Below are 3,147 nucleotides of genomic sequence, written 5' to 3' on the forward strand. Positions count from 1 at the left end.
ATAAGCTTGAAATTCAGCTTTAATCGACACTGACAGAGGCTATATAATCACAACAACCTAAGTCTTACGCATCATTAGTTAAATAGATTGCCACGTATTAAAGTGTTGATTACGTCTAAAATCTATAGTTAGTCTGCAAGGTTAGCGTTTCTCTGCCAGTAGCAGATTGCTAGAATGCAATAAACGGGACATTATACGCATGTTTAAAGGATTAATAAAGCCCTGCTTTTCACTCTTCTGCATAAAGCGGGCAAAAACCTCATAGAACATAGTTACTATAGACAGCATTTATAGAAGCTATGTTTATAGTATTATAAGTTACCTTTCAACGAGGCTAAAGCAGCAAAAGGATTCTCGGTTTCTTCTTCTTCAGGTATCTCACCGAACTGCTCAACGCTCATCTCACAATCATCATGCTTTGGCGCCATTGGCGTTTTTAGCAAAATCTCATCTTCTACCAGCTTTTTAAAGGGTAATAATCGCTCTGGCGATTGCTCAGTGACAATCTCTTCTAGCAACAAATAATCTTGCTCTTCATTAATTAAGCGTATTTGGCTTTCGTTATCGAGGAGTGCAATATCATACTCATCAGTCAAATCAACAGCAACCGGTTGTAGACAGCGCTGGCAAGTTAGCCAAATTTCACCAGTCAAGGTGAAAGCCAAATGCAATACATTGTTACGGCGATATAAGTTGGTGTTTAGCACAATATTTGATTGTTCATGTTCGCTCGCTAAAATAGTCGCAAGGCGCTCAAAAGAGCTGGGCGCGACTTCCCCTACCCATTCAAAGCCAGTATCTTCCCACTTATTTAAAGAGATGTTATCAGGCATGCTGACGGGCTTAGGCGCTGGTACTTTATTAGCGTGAAGCGCTGACGGCTTGTTATCTTGGGTGCTTGACATACGCGGCCTCATTGATCAAAAACGGTGTATAATATTGCCTGCCATACTAACGGAAAGCACTCTATTGCGCTAGCGCTAGTATGTTAATATTTTTTGGCAGTTGGCCAGTTACGGTTTGCCTGAAAAGAAAGACTATCTTGCTCCGTTATCCTTTACTTGGTTAAAGTTTTATTTATGATATCGCTTACTACTTCTTGTGATTTTTCCAGTTTGTTATCTACTATCGATGCCAAGAATTTATTACAGCGTTTGAATAAATTGCAAAGTCAAGAAGCGCACCTTATTAATCAAAGTATCAATATCCAGACAGATACCCAGTTAAAGAAGCTGGCATCACAGTGGCAGTATCTGGCTAAGCGACCATCTAATCAAAGCCCTAAAGAATTGAATCAACAGCATTTAACTGAGTTTCCTTTACCTGCTAACTCTTCAGCTGAAGATAATGAACAAGCAATGACGGACTGGTTAATATCCTTATTTGATTATTTATTTAGCAGCAAAAACGTTGTCTTGGTACGCGGTGCGGGCGAACCAGAATACTTCCCAGCAGCAGACGATCGACCGGCAAGAATTGAGTTTGCTCATGGATTTTTTGCCAGTGCATTGCACGAAATCAGCCACTTTTGTATGGCAGGACCACAGCGCAGACAACTCCCTGACTTTGGCTACTGGTATGCAGCCGATGGGCGTTCGGCGGCGCAGCAGCAAGCATTTGAGCGTGTTGAGGTGAAGCCACAAGCTATAGAGTGTTTGTTTACACTGGCTTGCGGACGAGATTTTCAAGTATCACAAGACAATCTATTTGCAGATTTTGATACGAAAGACAGCACCTTTGCTCAAGATGTTTATCGGCAAGCTCAAAGCTACCTTGCTAAACCAGATACCCTACCCCCTGATGCTCAAACTTTGCTACAAGCCTTACTCACTGTCTGTGCCCTATCTTAATCACCTTCTATCCTGTCATTCCTTTTATTAGAAGGGCTTACCTGACGGGTCATTGTTAACGTTTTTATACTTATGTTAACGCCTTGCTCATAAAATCATATTTACTTTGCGCTATACTGCTAAATAACATCCTACTCTAATCGCGAACAAAGTAATCTTAAGCAAATTTTATCATCACTATGTGTTCAATAATCAAACTCCAATAATTATAAAATAAGGAATTATTATGCAAGTTTTTTATATTCATCCCGAAAACCCGCAGCCACGGCTGATTGATCAAGTAGCGGACTTGTTACGCAAAGATCAACTAGTCATTTATCCAACCGACACCAGCTATGCCTTTGGCTGTCGCTTAGGAGCAAAAGACGCGTTAGAGAAACTTAAGCAAATACGTGCTCTGGATGATAAGCACCAGTTTACTTTACTGTGTCGTGACTTAAGTGAGATTGCCAATTATGCCACAGTAGACAATGTGCAATTTAAACAGCTAAAAGCGCATACACCTGCGCCCATTACTTTTATTTTAAATGCTACCAAAGACGTGCCAAAGAAGTTGGCTCATCCTAAGAAAAAGACCATTGGCATCCGCGTACCGAGCAATGCTATTGCTCAGGCGCTGTTAGAGGCCATGGATGAGCCTATTTTAACCAGCTCATTAATACTGCCAAATCGCGATGATATTCTCGATGACCCCTTCGAGATTGAAGAGTTATTGGGCAATCAGATAGATGGGCTAATCAATGCTGGCATTAAGACCACTAAGCTGACTACCATCGTTGATATGACTAGCAGCCAACCTGAAATCATCAGACGAGGTGCCGCTGACGTAGAGTCATTACTACTGTAATTTACCAAATAGCATGATAAAATCCCACGCAAAAAAAAGCTCCAATTCAATTGGAGCTTTTTTATATACAGCTTTTGGTGTTTATAAAATTAGTCGCGATCAACCAATTCTACATAAGCCATCGGCGCATTGTCACCATCACGGTAACCGCATTTTACGATACGCAAATAACCACCTGGACGAGTTTGGTAACGAGGACCAAGCGTGCCAAATAATTTGCCTACCATAGCTTTGCTACGCATACGGCTGAATGCCAAACGACGGTTAGCAACGCTGTCTTCTTTAGCCATAGTGATTAATGGCTCAGCAACACGGCGTAACTCTTTTGCCTTTGGTAAAGTTGTTTTGATCAGTTCATGCTCAAATAATGAGTTGGTCATGTTCTGAAACATTGCCTTACGATGACTGCCGGTACGACCCAGCTTGACTCCACTCTTACGATGGCGCATA

4 protein-coding genes are annotated in these 3,147 nt (G+C 41.4%); 2 read left to right on the forward strand and 2 right to left on the reverse strand.

All coding sequences use genetic code 11. The features are described 5' to 3' along the window. Nucleotides 1-311: 311 nt before the first annotated feature. Nucleotides 312-905: a DUF177 domain-containing protein gene (locus ABYU67_RS12015; RefSeq protein ID WP_372845518.1), complete on the reverse strand. Its 594-nt coding sequence runs from the start codon at nt 903-905 to the stop codon at nt 312-314. Between the two features lie 174 nt (nt 906-1,079). Between ABYU67_RS12015 and ABYU67_RS12020 the strand changes: the two genes are divergently transcribed. Both ABYU67_RS12020 and ABYU67_RS12025 read left to right on the forward strand, forming a co-directional pair. Continuing rightward, a complete protein-coding gene (locus tag ABYU67_RS12020; protein WP_372845520.1) occupies nt 1,080-1,850 on the forward strand; it encodes an elongation factor P hydroxylase in 771 nt (256 codons plus the stop codon). Nucleotides 1,851-2,076: 226 nt separating this feature from the next. Further along, nucleotides 2,077-2,697: an L-threonylcarbamoyladenylate synthase gene (locus ABYU67_RS12025; RefSeq protein WP_372845522.1), complete on the forward strand. Its 621-nt coding sequence runs from the start codon at nt 2,077-2,079 to the stop codon at nt 2,695-2,697. A gap of 89 nt (nt 2,698-2,786) precedes the next feature. Here ABYU67_RS12025 and rplQ read toward each other — a convergent pair whose 3' ends face one another. Beyond that, the gene (gene rplQ, locus ABYU67_RS12030) at nt 2,787-3,146 is read right to left on the reverse strand and encodes a 50S ribosomal protein L17 (protein ID WP_021813387.1); all 360 of its coding nucleotides are present in this window, start codon (nt 3,144-3,146) and stop codon (nt 2,787-2,789) included. Nucleotide 3,147 lies beyond the last annotated feature (1 nt).

It is taken from the genome of Psychrobacter sp. (genome assembly GCF_041554015.1).
Taxonomy (GTDB): Bacteria; Pseudomonadota; Gammaproteobacteria; order Pseudomonadales; family Moraxellaceae; genus Psychrobacter.